This is a genomic window from Microcella alkalica (assembly GCF_014595885.1).
GTDB classification, from domain to species: Bacteria; Actinomycetota; Actinomycetes; order Actinomycetales; family Microbacteriaceae; genus Microcella; species Microcella alkaliphila_B.
Genome location: NZ_JABUKC010000001.1, coordinates 191,908 through 207,438, shown reverse-complemented (window position 1 = coordinate 207,438; position 15,531 = coordinate 191,908). Strand labels below are relative to the sequence as shown.

Genomic DNA, 15,531 nt, shown 5'->3' with positions numbered 1-15,531 from the left:
GGCTCCGGTCATCGTAGAGCGATGCTCGGATCGCTGCGATGGGGAGCGCTCACCACCCGCCCCGCGCGGTCGACGTGCCCGGAGACGCCGAACGGCCCCCGTCGCGTGACGGGGGCCGTTCGGGTGGAGTGCTCCGGTGCGCCTAGTTGTAGGTGCCCGGCGTGTAGTCGTCGCTCGAGAACGAGTCGAAGTCGACGAACGAGAGGTCGGCCTCGCTGAACGACGAGTCGTCGGCGAAGATCCGGTTCGGGTAGCGCTCGGCCTTGGCCTCCTCCGTCGCCTCGACCGAGACGTTGCGGTAGGCGGCGAGACCGGTTCCGGCCGGGATCAGCTTGCCGATGATCACGTTCTCCTTCAGGCCGAGCAGCGGGTCGCGCTTGCCCTCCATGGCCGCCTGCGTGAGCACGCGGGTGGTCTCCTGGAAGGACGCGGCCGACAGCCACGACTCGGTCGCGAGCGAGGCCTTGGTGATGCCCATGACCTCCTGGCGGGCCGAGGCGGTCTTCTTGCCCTCGGCCAGCGCGGCGCGGTTGATCTCGTTGTACTTCGAGCGGTCGACGAGCTCACCGGGCAGCAGCTCGGTCTCGCCGTGGTCGACGACGGTGACCTTGCGCAGCATCTGGCGCACGATGACCTCGATGTGCTTGTCGTGGATCGGCACACCCTGCGAGCGGTAGACGCCCTGCACGCCCTCGACGAGGTGCTGCTGCACGGCGCGCACGCCCTTGACGCGCAGCACCTCCTTCGGGTCGACCGGGCCCTCGAAGATCTGCTGACCGAGCTCGACGTGCTGGCCGTCCTCGACGAGCAGCTGCGAGCGCTTCGAGACCGCGTACACGACCTCCTCGTCCCCGTTGTCGGGGGTGAGGATGACGCGGCGCTGCTTCTCGGCGTCCTCGATGGTGATGCGACCGGCGCTCTCCGCGATGGGGCTCGCGCTCTTCGGGGTGCGAGCCTCGAAGAGCTCGGTCACGCGGGGCAGACCCTGCGTGATGTCGTCGGCCGAGGCCGAGCCACCCGTGTGGAACGTGCGCATCGTGAGCTGCGTGCCGGGCTCGCCGATCGACTGCGCCGCGATGATGCCGACGGCCTCACCGAGGTCGACGCGCGTGCCGGTGGCCAGCGAGCGGCCGTAGCAGGCGGCGCAGACGCCGACCGCCGACTCGCACGTGAGCACCGAGCGCACCTTGATCGAGCTGACGCCGGCCGCGACCAGCTGGTCGATGAGCACGTCGCCGACGTCGGCGCCGGCCGAGGCGATGACCTCGCCCGAGGCCGCGACGGCGTCCGAGGCGAGCGTGCGCGCGAACACGAGGTTCTCGACGTTCTCATCGCGCACCCAGGTGCCGTCGACGTCGTGCGCGATCGCGAACTCGAGGCCCTTGCTGGTGCCGCAGTCGTCCTCGCGGATGATGACGTCCTGCGCGACGTCGACGAGTCGACGCGTCAGGTAGCCCGAGTCGGCCGTGCGGAGGGCGGTGTCGGCGAGACCCTTGCGAGCACCGTGCGTGGCGATGAAGTACTCCGCCACCGACAGGCCCTCGCGGTACGAGTTGATGATCGGGCGCGCGATGATCTCACCGCGCGGGTTCGACACCAGACCGCGCATACCGGCGATGTTGCCGACCTGCAGCCAGTTGCCTCGGGCGCCCGAGGTGACCATGCGGTTGATGGTGTTGTCGACCGGGAAGTTGGCGCGCATGGCGTCGTTGACGGCCTTCGTGCCCTCGCTCCACAGCGCGACGAGCTCGCGACGGCGCTCCTCATCGGTGATGAGGCCCTTCTCGAACTGGCCCTGGATCTTCGCCGCCTTCTTCTCGTACTCGGCGACGATCTCCTTCTTCGTCGGCGGCGTGATGACGTCGCTGAGGGCGACGGTCACTCCCGAGCGCGTGGCCCAGTGGAAGCCGGCGTCCTTCACCTTGTCGAGCGTCGCGGCGACGACGACCTTCGGGTAGCGCTCGGCGAGGTCGTTGACCAGCTGCGAGATCGCGCCCTTGTCGGCCACCTTCTCCATGAACGGGTAGTCCGCCGGCAGCAGCTCGTTGAAGAGAGCGCGACCGAGGGTCGTCTCCTTCAGCTCGCGGCCGTTCTCGAACTTCTCGCCGAAGAGGCGGATGCGCACGGTCGCGTTGAGGTGCAGCGTGCCCTGATCCATCGCCATGATCGCCTCGGCGATCGACGAGAACGCGCGGCCCTCGCCCACGGCGCCCTCGCGGACGGTCGTGAGGTGGTGCAGACCGATGATCATGTCCTGCGTCGGAACCGTCACCGGGCGGCCGTCGGACGGCTTGAGGATGTTGTTCGACGCGAGCATGAGGATGCGGGCCTCGGCCTGAGCCTCGACCGACAGCGGCAGGTGCACGGCCATCTGGTCGCCGTCGAAGTCCGCGTTGAACGCGGCGCAGACGAGCGGGTGCAGCTGGATGGCCTTGCCCTCGACGAGCTGCGGCTCGAAGGCCTGGATGCCGAGGCGGTGCAGCGTGGGCGCGCGGTTGAGCAGCACGGGGCGCTCGCGGATGATCTCCTCGAGCACATCCCACACCTGCGGACGCGAGCGCTCGACCATGCGCTTGGCGCTCTTGATGTTCTGCGCGTGGCCCAGGTCGATGAGGCGCTTGATGACGAAGGGCTTGAACAGCTCGAGCGCCATGAGCTTCGGCAGACCGCACTGGTGCAGCTTGAGCTGCGGGCCGACGACGATGACCGAACGACCCGAGTAGTCGACGCGCTTGCCGAGCAGGTTCTGGCGGAACCGGCCCTGCTTGCCCTTGAGCATGTCGCTCAGCGACTTCAGCGCACGGTTGCCGGTGCCCGTGACGGGGCGACCGCGGCGGCCGTTGTCGAACAGCGCGTCGACGGCCTCCTGCAGCATGCGCTTCTCGTTGTTGACGATGATCTCCGGCGCGCCCAGGTCGAGCAGTCGACGCAGACGGTTGTTGCGGTTGATCACGCGGCGGTACAGGTCGTTGAGGTCGGAGGTCGCGAAACGGCCACCGTCGAGCTGGACCATGGGGCGCAGCTCCGGCGGGATGACCGGCACGACATCGAGCACCATCGCGGCGGGCGAGTTGCCCGTCTGCAGGAACGAGTTGACGACCTTGAGGCGCTTGATCGCGCGGATCTTCTTCTGGCCCTTGCCGCCCGCGATCTGCTCGTGCAGCAGCTCGCTCTCGGCGGCGAGGTCGAACGACTCGAGGCGGCGCTTGATCGCCTCGGCGCCCATGTACGCCTCGAAGTACAGGCCGTAGCGGTCCTGCAGCTCCTGGAAGACCGCGTCCTCCGGCTTGAGGTCGCCGACCTTGAGCGTGCGGAAGTCCTCCCACACGCGCTCGAGCTGCGCGATCTGCTCGTCGAACGACTTGCGGACCTGCGACATCTCCTTCTCGCCGGCGTCCTTGACCTTGCGCTTCTGGTCGGCCTTGGCGCCCTCGGCCTCGAGCTCGGCGAGCTCGCCCTCGAGGCGCTGCAGGCGCTCGGCGATCATCGAGTCGCGCTGACCCTCGAGCGTCTTGATCTCGAGGCGCAGCTCGTTCTCGAGGCCGGGCAGGTCGGCGTGGCGACCCTCCTCGTCGACCGAGATGACCATGTACGCGGCGAAGTAGATGACCTTCTCCAGGTCTTTCGGCGCCATGTCGAGCAGGTAGCCCAGGCGGCTGGGCACGCCCTTGAAGTACCAGATGTGCGTGACGGGGGCGGCGAGCTCGATGTGGCCCATGCGCTCACGGCGCACGGACGACTTCGTGACCTCGACACCGCAGCGCTCGCAGACGATGCCCTTGAAGCGCACGCGCTTGTACTTGCCGCACGAGCACTCCCAGTCGCGCGACGGGCCGAAGATCTGCTCGCCGAAGAGGCCGTCCTTCTCCGGCTTCAGGGTGCGGTAGTTGATCGTCTCGGGCTTCTTGACCTCGCCGTGCGACCAGCGACGGATGTCGTCAGCGGTCGCCAGGCCGATCCGGAGCTCATCGAAAGTGGTTGCGTCGAGCAATGGATTCTTCTCTTTCGTAAACAGTCGTCAGTGTCTCGGGAGAGACCCGGATCAGATCTCGTCGATCGACGAGGACTCGAAGCGGGAGGAGATGTTGATGCCGAGCTCCTCCGCCGCGCGGAAGACCTCGTCGTCGGTGTCCTTCAGGCTCACCGCGGTGCCGTCGGCCGAGAGCACCTCGACGTTCAGGCACAGCGACTGCATCTCCTTGATGAGCACCTTGAAGCTCTCGGGGATGCCCGGCTCCTGGATGTTCTCGCCCTTGACGATCGCCTCGTAGACCTTCACGCGGCCGAGGATGTCGTCGGACTTGATCGTGAGGAGCTCCTGCAGCGCGTACGCCGCGCCGTAGGCCTCGAGCGCCCACACCTCCATCTCACCGAAGCGCTGGCCACCGAACTGCGCCTTACCGCCGAGCGGCTGCTGGGTGATCATCGAGTACGGGCCCGTCGAGCGCGCGTGGATCTTGTCGTCGACGAGGTGGTGCAGCTTCAGGATGTACATGTAGCCGACCGAGATCGGGTCGGGGAAGGGCTCGCCGGTGCGGCCGTCGAAGAGACGGGCCTTGCCGGTGGAGTCGATCATGCGCACGCCGTCGCGGTTCGGGATCGTCGAGTCGAGCAGACCCGCGATCTCCTCCTCGCTCGCGCCGTCGAAGACGGGCGTGGCGACCTTCGTGCCGGGCGCGGCCTCACGGGCGACCTCGGGCAGGCGCGCGGCCCACTCCGGGGTGCCGTCGACCTTCCAGCCGCGCGACGCGGCCCAGCCGAGGTGGATCTCGAGGACCTGGCCGAAGTTCATGCGGCCGGGCACGCCGAGCGGGTTGAGCACGATGTCGACGGGGGTGCCGTCCTCGAGGAACGGCATGTCCTCCACCGGCAGGATCTTCGAGATGACGCCCTTGTTGCCGTGGCGGCCGGCGAGCTTGTCGCCCTCGGAGATCTTGCGCTTCTGGGCGATGTAGACGACCACGCGCTGGTTGACGCCCGAGCCGAGCTCGTCGTCGCCATCCTGCGCGTCGAAGACCTTGACGCCGATGATCGTGCCCTGCTCGCCGTGGGGCACCTTGAGCGAGGTGTCGCGCACCTCGCGCGACTTCTCGTTGAAGATCGCGCGCAGCAGGCGCTCCTCGGCGCTGAGCTCGGTCTCGCCCTTGGGCGTGACCTTGCCGACCAGGATGTCGCCGGGGCGCACCTCGGCGCCGATGCGGATGATGCCGCGCTCGTCGAGGTCGGCCAGCAGGTCGGGGCTCACGTTCGGCAGGTCGCGAGTGATCTCCTCCTTGCCGAGCTTCGTGTCGCGAGCATCCACCTCGTACTCCTCGATGTGGATCGACGACAGCGTGTCGTCCTTCACGAGGTTCTGGCTGAGGATGATCGCGTCCTCGAAGTTGTGGCCCTCCCACGACATGAACGCCACGAGGAGGTTCTTGCCGAGCGCGAGCTCGCCGTTCTCGGTCGCGGGGCCGTCGGCGATGACCTCGCCGACCTCGACGCGGTCGCCGGCGTTCACGATGACGCGGTGGTTGTAGTTCGTGCCCTGGTTCGAGCGGTCGAACTTGCGCAGGAAGTACTGCTGCGTGCCGCCCTCGTCGAGCTGCACGGTCACGGCGTCGGCCGAGACCTCGCTGACGACACCGGCCGCGGTCGCGGTGATCACGTCACCGGCGTCGATCGCGGCGTAGCCCTCCATGCCGGTGCCGACGAGCGGCGACTCCGAGCGGAGCAGCGGCACCGCCTGGCGCTGCATGTTGGCACCCATGAGGGCGCGGTTGGCGTCGTCGTGCTCGAGGAAGGGGATGAGCGAGGTCGCGACCGACACCATCTGGCGCGGCGAGACATCCATGTAGTCGACCTGGTCGGCCGGGACGAGCTCGACCTCGCCGCCCTTCTTGCGGATGAGCACGCGCTCCTCGGCGAACGAGCCGTCCTTCTTCAGGGGCGCGCCGGCCTGGGCGACGACGAAGTCGTCCTCCTCGCTGGCGGTCAGGTAGTCGATGTGCTCCGTGACCTTGCCCTTGACGACGCGGCGGTACGGCGTCTCGATGAAGCCGAACGCGTTGATGCGCGCGAACGAGGCGAGCGAGCCGATGAGGCCGATGTTCGGGCCTTCCGGGGTCTCGATGGGGCACATGCGGCCGTAGTGCGAAGGGTGCACGTCGCGCACCTCGACGCCGGCGCGCTCGCGGCTCAGACCACCAGGGCCGAGCGCCGAGAGGCGACGCTTGTGGGTCAGGCCCGCGAGCGGGTTGTTCTGGTCCATGAACTGCGACAGCTGCGAGGTTCCGAAGAACTCCTTGATCGCGGCGACGACCGGGCGCACGTTGATGAGCGTCTGCGGCGTGATCGCTTCGATGTCCTGCGTGGTCATGCGCTCGCGCACGACGCGCTCCATGCGCGACAGACCGGTGCGGACCTGGTTCTGGATGAGCTCGCCGACCGCACGGATGCGACGGTTGCCGAAGTGGTCGATGTCGTCGACGTCGAGACGCAGCTCGACGGGCTTGCCGTCGCGGACGCCCGGCATGGTCGTGCGGCCCTCGTGCAGCGAGACCATGTAGCGGATCGTCGCCACGATGTCGTCGACCGAGAGCACCGAGTCGGTGAGCGGCGCGTCGATGCCGAGCTTGCGGTTGACCTTGTAGCGACCGACCTTCGCGAGGTCGTAGCGCTTGGGGTTGAAGTAGAAGTTGTCGAGCAGCGCGCGCGCGGCCTCGGCGGCGACCTGCTCGCCCGGACGCAGCTTGCGGTAGATGTCCTTGAGCGCCTCCTCCTTCGTCAGGACGGCGTCCTTCTCGAGGGTCTGCTCGATCGAGTCGAAGCCGGCGAAGGCCTCGCGGATCTCCTCGGTGGTCATGCCGAGCGCCTTGAGGAAGACGGTCACCGACTGCTTGCGCTTGCGGTCGATGCGCACGCCGACCTGGTCGCGCTTGTCGACCTCGAACTCGAGCCACGCGCCACGGCTGGGGATGATGCGCGCCGTGTACACGTCCTTGTCGGAGAGCTTCTCGATCGCGCGCTCGAAGTAGACGCCCGGGCTGCGCACGAGCTGCGACACGACGACGCGCTCGGTGCCGTTGATGATGAAGGTGCCGCGCTCGGTCATGAGCGGGAAGTCGCCCATGAAGACCGTCTGCGTCTTGATCTCACCGGTCATGTGGTTCATGAACTCGGCCTCGACGTAGAGCGGCGCGGCGTAGGTCTTGCCGCGCTCCTTGCACTCATCGATCGAGTACTTCTGCTCTTCGAGGTACGGGTTCGTGAACGAGAGCTGCATGGTCTCGCCCAGGTCTTCGATGGGAGAGATCTCCTCGAAGATCTCCTCCAGGCCGCTGCGGGTCGGCACGTCGGTGCGACCGGCCGCCTGGGCCTCGTCGACGCGCGCTTTCCAGGCCTCGTTGCCGACGAGCCAGTCGAAGCTCTCGGTCTGCAGGGCCAGCAGGTCGGGGACGGTCAGCGTGTCGCTGATCTTGGCGAACGACAGGCGCGATGCGTTGCGGCCGTTCTGGGGGGACTGGGAATTCTTAGCGGTGCGCGAAGCAGCCAAGGAACTAACCTCCGTGGGCGTCGAAGCCCGAAAACCGTCGCCGCGGCGACAGATGAACACGGTCGAGTGATCACGCGAAGAACCCGTTGAGGGCCGCCTATGGGGCCCACCCCGCCGCTATACTCGGGGCACGTCAGCCGACCGCCATATGACGGCTGAGGTTGTTGGGGAGCGCAAACCTCAATACTAGGTGCGCTCGCCCCGCCGTGTCCAGTCGGATTCTTGACCGATCTGCCCCTCTGCGCTATAACCGCGCACCTCCCACACGTCCAGCCGAGCATCCGCCGCGTGAGCCTGTGGCACGCTTGCGGGCATGGCCTCCCCCGTCGCCGAGACGACGCTGCGCGGCAGCGGCATGCGCGCCGTCATCGAACCCGACCGCTGGGCCGACGGCAGCTACACGCTCGTCGTCGACGGCACCCCGCAGTCGCACGTCGACCTCGACGACCCGAGCCGGCTGTTCTTCGAGTACGTGCAGCGCATCGGCCACGTCATCGACGAGTGGGGCGAGCCCGGTCAGCCGATGACGGCGCTGCACCTCGGCGCCGGGGCGCTGACGCTGCCTCGCTACATCGAGGCGACCAGGCCCGGCTCGCGTCAGCAGGTCGTCGAGCTCGACGAGGAGCTCGTGGCGTTCGTGCGCGAGCACCTGCCGCTGCCGAGGCGCGCGGGCATCCGGGTGCGGTACGGGGATGCCCGGGCCGTGCTCGACCGCCTGCCCGCCGCCCTGCACGGCGCCGTCGACCTCGTCGTGGTCGACGTGTTCAGCGGGGCGCGCATCCCGGCGCACGTGACGAGCCTCGAGTTCTACTCGGCCGTCGCGCGCTTCGTCGCCCCGGGTGGCATCGTCGCGGTCAACATCGCCGACGGGCCGGGGCTCGCCTTCGCACGGGGGCAGGCCGCGACGCTCGGCATGGTGTTCGACGACGTCGCAGCGCTGGCCGAGACGGGCATCCTCAAGGGGCGCCGCTTCGGCAACGTCGTGCTCATCGCCTCGCCGAGCGCGCTGCCGCTCGAGTGGATGCCCCGGCTCATGGCGCGCGGGCCGCATCCGGCGACCGTCACGAGCGGCCGCGAGCTCGAGCACTGGATCGCGGGCGCGCCTGTCGTGACCGACGCGACGGCGGTGCGCTCTCCGGCGCCGAGCACGAGCCTGTTCACGCGGCGCGACTGAGGCGCCAGCGGCCGCTGCGGCTCAGACGCTGTCGTGCGGGCCGCCGAAGCTCGGCGCGCCGGGGCCCACCGTGACGCCGCGGCTCACGACGTCGGTGCGCAGGCGCTCGAGCGAGCGGAGGATGCGCCGGCGGTCGAGGAACGACACCGTCGAGTGGTCGAGCGTCTCGCGCATGACGCGCAGGAAGGCGTCGAACTCGCGGTCGGAGAGCCGGAAGGGGTGGTGCGCCTCGGGCAGCGTCTTGCCCGTGTACGACTCGGGGCCGCCGAGGAAGGCGGAGAGGAACATCGCGCGGTGCCGGTTCAGCGCGGCCTCGTCGACGTCGCGGAAGTAGGGGCCCATGATCGGGTCGACCTTCACCCGTGCCGAGAGGTCGTCGACGAGCGCGGCGATGCCCGCTTCTCCGCCCAGGCGGCGATGCAACGACATGTGACACCTCCTCACGGTTCAGGCGACTGTACCCGTGAGGAGGTTCGGCGCGCATCCCCTGGGGGATTCCCGTCGAAGCGAACAGTATTCGCAAAACGAACATCGCGCACCCTGCGGCGGGCGGGCTCGCGCTGCACGACGCTGTCGGCGGCGGCTCGTACCCTGAACGCGTGAGCGATCTCGAGCGGGTGCGCGTCTGGGCCGAGGCCCTGCTGCGCCTGCACCTCGACGGCTCGTGGAGCTTCGGCTTCGACCACGCCACGCGCCGCGCAGGCCAGTGCGACTACACCCGGCGACGCATCACCGTCTCACGGCACCTCGCCGCGCGGTTCGACGACGACGAGATCCACCAGATCCTGCTGCACGAGGTCGCCCACGCCCTCGCCGGGGCCGGCACCGGGCACGGGCCCGAGTGGCGCGCGGTCGCCCGCGACCTCGGCTACGTCGGCGGGCGCACGCACTCCGGCCCGATCGCCGAGGAGCGCGCGCGCTGGCGCGGCACCTGCCCTCGCGGGCACGAGCACGTGCGGTTCCGGCGGCCGGCCAAGCCGCTGTCGTGCGGCCGGTGCTCGCGCCGGTTCGACCGGGCGCACCTCATCGCGTGGGTCGACACCAGGGCGGCGTGACGCTCGCGCCGAGCATCCGCCGCCGCGCCCCAGGCGCTACTCGCTGACCTGGACTTCCTTCCAGAAGGCGACGTAGTTCGAGAAGTCCTTGCCGACGCGCTCGATGCCGCTCGGGTACGGGGTCGGGTAGCTCCACGCGCGATCCTGCAGGCGCTCGCCGTCGACCACGACGGTGAAGTACTGGCACTCGCCCTTCCAGGGGCAGGTGTACGGGGTGGGGCTCTGCTCGAGCAGCTCGCTCTTCACGCTCGACGGCGGGAAGTACCAGTTGCCCTCGATCCTGATGAGCTCGCTCTCGTCGGCCTCGGCGATGACGGTGCCGTTGACGTGGGCCTTCATGGTGCCTCCTGCGGTCGGGCGCGAGCGGCGAGCGCTGGCGCGGGTGCCTGACCGGAGGAACGCTAGGCCGAGAGGCTGAATTCCCGCAGGACGACCAGCTCGGCGCTCTCGAGGCGCGCCCGGGCGGCGGGCAGCGCGGCCGGGCCCTCCGCCTCGGCGAGGGCGCGACCGGCGACCGACGCGGTGAGCATGTGGCCGACGGCGCCGCGCAGACCTTGGAACGCCGCAGCCGCTGCGGCCGCCTCGGGGCTCGTGGCGTCGATGCCGACCGCGCCGAGCGCGTCGACGACGGCACCCGCGAGCAGCACGTCCTCGACGGGGAAGCCGTCGGGACCCTCCAGCGGGGCTCCCGCCGCGACGACCGCGACCATCGTGCGCTCGCCGCGCGCGGCCTGCAGCTCGAGCAGGCGCTGGGCGATCGCGGAGGCCGCGCCGAGGCGCGCGTCGACGACCTCGAGACGGTGGGGCAGGGCATCTACCGGCACCTCCTCGGTCGCGATCGCGTCGCACCAGACCAGCAGGTGCGCCGAGTCGCCGATGCGGCGAGCGCCGTCGAGCCCGACGTCGAAGCGCACCTGGTAGCGCTCCTGCGCGTCGGGGCGGGCGGGGTCGGCGGCGGGGCGGTCGGTCACAGGTCGATGGTAGCCACGGAGGCCAGACTGGGCGCATGCGTGTGACGCTCGATCTCGTGCTTGACTGCCCGCCCGACGCGGCGTGGGAGGCGGTGCACTCGCCGGCGGTGTTCCGCGCGGTGTCGGGGCCGTGGACGCGCGCCGAGTCGCTCGAGCCCGGCGGATTCCCCGAGCGCTGGCCGGGCGGTCGCCACCGGGTGCGGCTGTCGCTGCTGGGGCTCGTGCCGATGGGCGAGCAGCTCATCGACCTCGGCGACGAGACGCGGATGCTCCGCGACGGCCAGGTCGCGCGCATCGTGCACGACCGCGGCGGACCCGTCGCCGGGCCGATGCGCATCGTGCGACGCTGGCACCACCGCATGGCGATCACGGCGCTGCCCGACGGGCGCACGCGGTTCCGCGACCGGCTCGACGTCGGCGCGGGCGTGCTGACGCCGCTCGTCTGGGTCGGGTTCGCCGTGTTCTGGCAGCTGCGGGCGGCGAAGATCCGGCGGCTCGCGCCGAGCTGGGGCGCGCAGTTCGCGGGCCGCTCGTGAGCGACGCGGGCACCGCGCTCGACGTCGCCAGCTGGCGGCGGGCGACCTTCCGCCTCTACGAGAAGGTGCGCCGCGCGACCGACCTCGAGGCCGCGCACGACCTGTGGCGGCGCGAGCGCGACCGGCTCTTCCTCGAGCACCCCGCCTCACCCCTGCTGCCCGATGACCGCGAGCGCTTCACCGGCCTGCGCGTGAAGCCCTACGACCGCGCGTGGCGGTTCGAGTGCGTGATCGAGGATGCCGCGCCCGCGTCGCTCGACGTGCCCACCGGCACCGACGGCGTCGTGCCGTTCGAGCGCATCGGCCTCGTCGACGTGGCCGGCGTCGGCACGCTCGACGTGTGGCGGCTGCGCTCGTACGGGGGCGGACTGTTCGTGCCCGTCCGCGACGCGCTGTCGCGCGTCGCCGGCGGCACCTACGGCGGCGGACGCTACGTGCTCGACACCGTGAAGGGCGCCGACCTGGGGCCGGGGCGCTCGCCCGGGTCGGTCGTCATCGACTTCAATTTCGCCTACAACCCCTCGTGCGCGTACGACCCGGCGTGGGCGTGCCCGCTCGCGCCGCCCGGCAACGTCGTCGAGGTCGAGATCCCGGTCGGCGAGCGGTATGGCGACGGGCGCGCGGTGCTCGCGTGAAGGCTGCGGCCGGCAGTTCGGATGAACTGGCCGCGATTTGGGACGCGCGGTACGGCGTGAGCGAGCGGCTCTGGAGCGGGCGCGTGAATCCGGTGCTCGAGGCGGAGGCCGTTCGGCTGACGGCCGGGCGTGCGCTCGATGCCGGCTGCGGCGAGGGCGGCGACAGCCTGTGGCTCGCACGGCGGGGCTGGCGCGTCACCGGCTACGACCTCTCGGCGGTAGCAATCGAGCGCTCTCGTGCCGAGGCTGCACGACTCGGCGTCAGCGACCTTGCGTCGTTCGATCGAAGTGATCTCGCCGTCGATCCTCCGTCCGAGTCGGCCTTCGATCTGGTCTCGGGTCAGTACCTCCATGTCATCCCCTCGCAGCGAGAGCCGCTGTACCGAGGCCTCGCGGCGGCTGTGCGGCCCGGAGGCATGCTTCTGCTGGTGCTGCACGACATCCGCGATCTCGAGCTGGGCATCGCCCGCCCGCCTGGGGACACGATGCTCGGGGCGGAGGAGCTGCGCGCGTTCGCCGACGGGTTCACGTCGGTGCACCTCGAACTGCGCCCACGGGCTGCCGTCGATCGAGCGGAAGCGCCCGCGACAGCGCACGACCTCGTACTCCGCGTGAACCTGTAGACCTGCGCGCGGTCCTTCTGAAAATGCGGATCGCCCGAAGCCGTCTCACCCGCTCCGCAGTCTCCGAGGTCCTGCCCCCGCGCTGTCTCTATTCCCGGCGCGAGGACCTAGCCCACCCGAAGAAACGCATCCGCAGCTGAGGCGAGCTCGACCGTGTTCCATATCGGAACACTGCTCCCGTCGCGCGGGCCCGCATCGTGAGAGTACGCACCGGGGAACCGTCACACCCGCCCCGACGTGCGACCTCGACACCGCGACGAAGGAGTTGCCTCATGTCCACCTCATCCACCACCGCTCAGACCGTGATCGTCGAGAGCCCGTTGCGCGATCTCTACGCCGACTGGTCGAACATCATGGTGACCAGCGAGCTCACGATGCGCCTTTTCCGCAGCATCTTCGACGAGTGGCACCAGCCGACCGTCGAGCCGGAGGACGTCACCTACAAGCAGGAGACCGTCGGCGGCGTTCCCGGCATCTGGGCCTTCCCGGCCGGTGCCGACCGCAGCAAGGTTCTGCTCTTCACCCACGGAGGCGGCTTCGCCGTTGGCTCGGCCTCTAGCCACCGCAAGCTCGCCGCGCACGTCGCGAAGGCCGCCGGCATGACGACGTTCGTGCTCGACTACCGCCTCGCCCCCGAGCACCCGCACCCGGCCCAGGTCGAGGACGGCGTGGCCTCGTTCATGGCACTCGTCGAGCGGGGCATTCGCCCCGAGGACATCACCACGATCGGCGATTCGGCCGGCGGCAACCTCGCGGTGGCGATCCCCCTCGCGCTCAAGGCGCGGGGCAAGCCGCTGCCCGGTCACGTCGTGGCCTTCTCGCCGTGGCTCGACATGGAGAACAAGGGCGAGACCCTCGTCACCAACGACGCCACCGACATGCTCATCACGGTGCCGCTGCTCGAGGGCATGATTGCCGGCCGCCTGGGCGGCGCGACCGAGCCAAACGACCCGATCGCCAACCCCCTGTACGCCGACTTCACGGGCTATCCGCCGCTGTACATCAACGCGGGCGGCGTCGAGTCGCTCGTCGACAACGCGACCCGCCTGCACGAGCGCGCGTCGGCCGCGGGCGTCGACGTGACCCTCCACATCGCCGAGGGCCAGCAGCACGTGTACCCGTTCCTCGCCGGCCGCGACGCCGCCGTCGACGCCGAGCTGAAGAGCATCGGCGCCTGGCTGCGCTCCTGACCCTCACCCACCCGCACAGCAGACAAAGGAGTTTGTTCATGTCACACACGGTCACCACGGACTTTGACGCGATCGTCATCGGCGCCGGCTTCGCCGGCATCTACCAGCTGCACCTCCTGCGCGACAAGCAGGGGATGCGCGTGCGCGCGTTCGAGAAGGGCTCCGGCATCGGCGGCACCTGGTTCTGGAACAAGTACCCCGGCGCCATGTCGGACACCGAGAGCCCGTACTACCGCTACTCGTTCGACGACGGCCTGCTCGCCGACTCGAACTGGACGCGCAAGTACATCAACCAGCCCGACATTCTCGCCTACCTCGAGGACGTCGTCGACCGGTTCGACCTGCGCAAGGACATCCAGCTGAACACCGAGGTCACCTCGATGGTCTTCGACGAGGACGCCGAGATCTGGACGATCGGCACCGCAGCGGGCGAGTCGTTCACGACACGCTACGTCGTGACCGCGCTCGGCCTGCTCGCGGCGACGAACATTCCCGCCATCCCGGGTATCGACACGTTCGAGGGTCGCCTCGTGCACACCGCTCAGTGGCCCGATGACCTGTCGATCGAGGGCAAGCGCGTCGGCGTCATCGGCACCGGCTCGACGGGAACGCAGTTCATCGTCGCGGCGGCCAGACAGGTGGAGCACCTCACGGTGTTCCAGCGCAATGCGCAGTACAGCGTGCCCTCGGGCAACGGCCCCGTCGAGCCCGGCGAGGTCGAGGAGGTCAAGGGCCGCTTCCCCGAGATCTGGGAGCAGGTGCGCAACTCCGGCGTCGCCTTCGGTTTCCAGGAGTCGACGATCGCGACGACCGACGTCACCCCCGAGGAGCGCGAGCGCATCTTCCAGGCGGCCTGGGATCGCGGCAACGGCTTCTACTTCATGTTCGGCACCTTCAACGACATCGCGATCAGCGAGGAGGCGAACGAGGCCGCGGCCGACTTCATCCGTCGCAAGATCAAGGAGACGGTGAAGGACCCGGAGACGGCGCGCCTGCTCACCCCGACGCTGCCGTACGCGAAGCGCCCGCTCTGCAACCACAACTACTACGACGTCTACAACCAGGAGAACGTGAAGCTTGTCTCCATCAAGGAGAACCCGATCGTCGAGATCACGCCCAAGGGCGTGCGCACGGCCGACGGGGTCGAGCACGAGCTCGACGTGCTCGTCTTCGCGACCGGCTTCGACGCGGTCGACGGCAACTACCGCCGCATGAACATCCGCGGCCGTGGCGGCATGACGGTCGACGAGCACTGGGCGGATGCTCCGACGAGCTATCTCGGTATCTCGACGGCCGGCTTCCCCAACATGTTCATGGTGCTCGGCCCCAACGGCCCGTTCACCAACCTCGTGCCCGCCCTCGAGGTGCAGGTGGAGTTCATCTCCTCGCTCATCGAGGAGGCGGAGCGCACCGGCTCGGTCATCGAGGCGACGCAGGAGGTCGAGGACGAGTGGACGGTACTCTGCCGCACGATCGCCGACTACACGCTGTTCCCCAAGACCGACTCGTGGATCTTCGGCGCCAACATCCCCGGCAAGAAGAACACGGTGATGTTCTACCTGGCCGGCATGGGGGCGTACCGCGGAGTGCTCGCCGAGGTCAAGGAGAAGGGCTTCGAGGGGCTCATCGCCCCGCGCGCGGCCATTGCGGCCTGACTCGCTCACCCCGCCCGCGGGCCCGGCTCATCTCGAGCCGGGCCCGCGGCATGTGCACTGATGCGAACAGTGCATCGATCGCGCCGTCGTCTGGTATTGGAGTCGACGCAATCGGTGGGCGATGCTGAGTTATCCCGATTCTTGCGACGAGGCGA

Annotated in this window: 12 protein-coding genes; 7 read left to right on the top strand and 5 right to left on the bottom strand. The window is 69.4% G+C overall.

Going from position 1 to position 15,531, the window contains the following annotated elements; genetic code table 11:
- Positions 1–142 precede the first annotated feature (142 nt).
- Together rpoC and rpoB are read right to left on the bottom strand one after the other, a co-directional pair.
- A complete protein-coding gene (rpoC, locus tag ID804_RS00965) occupies positions 143–3,991 on the bottom strand; it encodes a DNA-directed RNA polymerase subunit beta' (protein WP_169077103.1) in 3,849 nt (1,282 codons plus the stop codon).
- Between the two features lie 51 nt (positions 3,992–4,042).
- Positions 4,043–7,537 (bottom strand): DNA-directed RNA polymerase subunit beta, encoded by a 3,495-nt coding sequence (gene rpoB / locus ID804_RS00960; protein ID WP_169077102.1) that lies wholly within the window; start codon positions 7,535–7,537, stop codon positions 4,043–4,045.
- 313 nt (positions 7,538–7,850) lie between these two features.
- Here rpoB and ID804_RS00955 point away from each other — a divergent pair, with 313 nt between their 5' ends.
- Entirely contained in the window at positions 7,851–8,711 is an 861-nt protein-coding gene (locus tag ID804_RS00955; protein WP_169077101.1) for a spermidine synthase, read from the top strand.
- A gap of 21 nt (positions 8,712–8,732) precedes the next feature.
- Here ID804_RS00955 and ID804_RS00950 read toward each other — a convergent pair whose 3' ends face one another.
- Positions 8,733–9,140 (bottom strand): truncated hemoglobin, encoded by a 408-nt coding sequence (locus tag ID804_RS00950; RefSeq protein ID WP_169077100.1) that lies wholly within the window; start codon positions 9,138–9,140, stop codon positions 8,733–8,735.
- Between the two features lie 170 nt (positions 9,141–9,310).
- Between ID804_RS00950 and ID804_RS00945 the strand changes: the two genes are divergently transcribed.
- Positions 9,311–9,766 (top strand): SprT-like domain-containing protein, encoded by a 456-nt coding sequence (locus ID804_RS00945; protein WP_169077099.1) that lies wholly within the window; start codon positions 9,311–9,313, stop codon positions 9,764–9,766.
- A 36-nt stretch (positions 9,767–9,802) separates the two neighbouring features.
- Here the strand turns inward: ID804_RS00945 and ID804_RS00940 are convergent, their stop codons facing one another.
- Together ID804_RS00940 and ID804_RS00935 are read right to left on the bottom strand one after the other, a co-directional pair.
- On the bottom strand, positions 9,803–10,105 hold the full coding sequence (locus ID804_RS00940) for a DUF427 domain-containing protein (protein ID WP_169077098.1): 303 nt from the start codon (positions 10,103–10,105) through the stop codon (positions 9,803–9,805).
- A gap of 62 nt (positions 10,106–10,167) precedes the next feature.
- On the bottom strand, positions 10,168–10,737 hold the full coding sequence (locus ID804_RS00935; protein WP_169077097.1) for a hypothetical protein: 570 nt from the start codon (positions 10,735–10,737) through the stop codon (positions 10,168–10,170).
- A gap of 35 nt (positions 10,738–10,772) precedes the next feature.
- Between ID804_RS00935 and ID804_RS00930 the strand changes: the two genes are divergently transcribed.
- The 5 genes from ID804_RS00930 (at position 10,773) to ID804_RS00910 (ending at position 15,376) form a co-directional block, all read left to right on the top strand.
- Positions 10,773–11,273, top strand: coding sequence for an SRPBCC family protein (locus ID804_RS00930; protein ID WP_169077096.1), 501 nt, complete (start codon positions 10,773–10,775; stop codon positions 11,271–11,273).
- Entirely contained in the window at positions 11,270–11,908 is a 639-nt protein-coding gene (locus ID804_RS00925; protein ID WP_169077095.1) for a DUF1684 domain-containing protein, read from the top strand. Before ID804_RS00930 ends, ID804_RS00925 begins: the two co-directional genes overlap by 4 nt.
- Positions 11,821–12,531, top strand: a complete 711-nt coding sequence (locus ID804_RS00920; RefSeq protein ID WP_188219132.1) for a class I SAM-dependent methyltransferase — start codon at positions 11,821–11,823, stop codon at positions 12,529–12,531. The genes ID804_RS00925 and ID804_RS00920 overlap by 88 nt, the downstream gene beginning before the upstream one ends.
- A 272-nt stretch (positions 12,532–12,803) precedes the next feature.
- The gene (locus ID804_RS00915; RefSeq protein ID WP_169077093.1) at positions 12,804–13,721 is read left to right on the top strand and encodes an alpha/beta hydrolase; all 918 of its coding nucleotides are present in this window, start codon (positions 12,804–12,806) and stop codon (positions 13,719–13,721) included.
- Positions 13,722–13,759: 38 nt separating this feature from the next.
- Positions 13,760–15,376 (top strand): flavin-containing monooxygenase, encoded by a 1,617-nt coding sequence (locus ID804_RS00910; protein ID WP_169077092.1) that lies wholly within the window; start codon positions 13,760–13,762, stop codon positions 15,374–15,376.
- Positions 15,377–15,531: the final 155 nt, after the last annotated feature.

What these genes read in the sequence shown, in the direction of transcription:
- ID804_RS00955 (WP_169077101.1), top strand. Translation starts at nt 7,851, where the DNA reads ATGGCCTCCCCCGTCGCCGAGACGACGCTGCGCGGCAGCGGCATGCGC.
- ID804_RS00950 (WP_169077100.1), bottom strand. Translation starts at nt 9,140, where the DNA reads ATGTCGTTGCATCGCCGCCTGGGCGGAGAAGCGGGCATCGCCGCGCTC.
- ID804_RS00940 (WP_169077098.1), bottom strand. Translation starts at nt 10,105, where the DNA reads ATGAAGGCCCACGTCAACGGCACCGTCATCGCCGAGGCCGACGAGAGC.
- ID804_RS00930 (WP_169077096.1), top strand. Translation starts at nt 10,773, where the DNA reads ATGCGTGTGACGCTCGATCTCGTGCTTGACTGCCCGCCCGACGCGGCG.
- ID804_RS00915 (WP_169077093.1), top strand. Translation starts at nt 12,804, where the DNA reads ATGTCCACCTCATCCACCACCGCTCAGACCGTGATCGTCGAGAGCCCG.
- ID804_RS00910 (WP_169077092.1), top strand. Translation starts at nt 13,760, where the DNA reads ATGTCACACACGGTCACCACGGACTTTGACGCGATCGTCATCGGCGCC.